The 2,207-nt window shown below is 74.4% G+C and carries 2 protein-coding genes; both read left to right on the top strand.

Annotation, left to right across the window (positions count from 1 at the left end):
• A partial coding sequence (locus SACHA_RS22515) for a DNA-processing protein DprA (protein WP_039739283.1) occupies positions 1–865 on the top strand: 865 nt, incomplete at its 5' end.
• 78 nt (positions 866–943) lie between these two features.
• Positions 944–2,011: a tyrosine recombinase XerC gene (locus SACHA_RS0115670; RefSeq protein WP_019811238.1), complete on the top strand. Its 1,068-nt coding sequence runs from the start codon at positions 944–946 to the stop codon at positions 2,009–2,011.
• The last annotated feature ends 196 nt before the right edge of the window (positions 2,012–2,207 follow it).

Raw genomic sequence — 2,207 nt, 5'->3', positions numbered from 1 at the left:
CCGGGGGGTGGCCGGGACGGCGCCGCCGTTGGCGTTGTGGACGCGGGGCCCCGCGCGGTTGGATACCGCGACCACCCACGCCGTCGCCGTCGTCGGTGCCCGGGCGGCCACCGAGTACGGCGAGCACACCGCCGCCGAGATCGCCCACGGCGCGATCGGGGAGGGCATCACGGTCTTCTCGGGCGCCGCGTACGGCATCGACGGTGCGGCCCACCGGGGTGCTCTCGCCGCTGGTGGCGACACCGTCGCGGTTCTCGGGTGCGCGCTCGACGTCGGGTACCCGGCGGGCCATGTCGGACTGGTGAACCGGATCGCGGAGCGGGGCGCGGTCGTCTCGGAGTATCCGCCCGGCACGCCGCCCGCCCGGCACCGCTTCCTCGTGCGTAACCGGCTGCTCGCGGCGTTGACCTCCGGGACCCTGGTGGTGGAGGCGGGGAGACGGAGCGGTTCCCGCAACACCGCGACCACGGCCGGCGTGCTCGGGAAGGTGGTCATGGCCGTGCCCGGGCCGGTCGGCTCGGCGCTGTCGGTGGGCTGCCACCGGCTGATCCGGGACTCGCACGCGACCCTGGTCTCCTCCGTCGCGGAGCTGATCGAGACGGTCGGGGTCCTGGACGGCGCCACAGCGCCGGGCGACGCCGGGCCGCGTCGCCGCACCGACGGGCTGGACGCGGAGAGTCTCCGGGTGTATGAGGCGCTGAGTACCCGGAGGGGGCGGAGTCCCGAGGACGTCGCGGCCGACGCGGGAGTCGGGATCTCCCGGGCGCGGGCCGTACTGCCCGCACTCGAGCTGGACGACCTCGCCGAACGCACGGACAGCGGCTGGCGCCGCACACGGGACGGCCCCGGGAGGGCGTCGACATGAACCCGGATGCGTCTCATAACGATCACCCCGGTGTGGCGATGCTTGACCGAGGGTGTCCGGTAACGCAGCGTACAAGCTATGACCGCATCGGGTTCGTCACGTCCGACCACGCCGGGGGGTCGGGGAGCCGGAGGTGTCCGGCGCGACCTCCGCCGGATCCGCGGGGCCCTGCCGCCCGCCGCGGCCGGACTGGTCGACGAGTACGGACATCACCTGCGCGCGGAACGTGACCGATCGCCCCACACGGTGCGGGCGTATCTCGGGGACGTGGTCTCGCTCCTGGGTTTCCTGCACGGGGTGGACGTGCGGCCCGAACGGGACGTCGTCGACGCCGAGGCCGGCCCCGACTCCGGAACGGACGGGTGCGCGGGCGTGCTCGACGGGCTCGACACGCCGACGTTGCGCGCCTGGCTGGCACGGCAACGGGCGGACGGGCTCGGTCGTACCACGCTGGCGCGTCGCGCGGCCTCGGCACGGTCGTTCACGGCGTGGGCCCATCGTCGGGGCACGCTCGACACCGACCCGGGTGCCCGGTTGGTGGCGCCCGTGCCGCACCGCGCACTGCCCGCCGTCCTCCGTACGGACCAGACGGCCGAGGTGCTCTGCGCGTCCGCGACCGCGGCCGCCGACCGCGACCCCGTGGCTCTGCGTAACCATGCGGTTCTCGAGTTGCTGTACGCCACAGGTGTGCGAGTCTCGGAACTGTGCGGACTGGACCTCGACGACGTCGACTCCGGTCGGCGGGTCGTCCGCGTGCTGGGAAAGGGGAGGAAGCAGAGGATGGTGCCGTTCGGCGTGCCGGCGGAACACGCCCTGCGCACGTGGCTGGGGCAGGGGCGGCCGGAGCTGGTGGGCGGTCGGTCCGCTGACGCACTCTTCCTCGGTGTCCGCGGTGGACGACTCGATCCCAGGACCGCCCGGAGGGTCGTGCGTGACGCGGTGACACCGGTGCCGGGTGCCGCGGTCACCGGCCCGCACGGCCTGCGCCACACGGCGGCGACACATCTGCTCGACGGCGGGGCGGACCTTCGCAGCGTACAGGAGCTGCTCGGTCACGCTACGCTGGCGACGACGCAGCTCTACACGCAGGTGACCGTCGAGCGGCTGAAGGCGATCCATGACCAGACCCACCCCCGTGCCCGATGACGCCGGTGGATCCGACGCGGATTCGCCGGGCACGGGCTCGGCCGAGCGTGGCCGCCTCATGACCGCACAGCTCACCGCCGGATCCGACGGAGTCCCGGGCGACCCCGACGACGGTCCGCCGGACGCACCCGGCCGCGAGACCGACACACGAACGGGCGACGCCCGAGCGGGCCGGGGGGAGGCCCCCCGGCCCGCC

This window comes from Saccharomonospora halophila 8 (assembly GCF_000383775.1).
In the GTDB taxonomy this organism is placed as follows: domain Bacteria; phylum Actinomycetota; class Actinomycetes; order Mycobacteriales; family Pseudonocardiaceae; genus Saccharomonospora; species Saccharomonospora halophila.
Note: the sequence above shows the minus strand (reverse complement) of the source record. Positions and strands in the feature narration are given on the sequence as shown.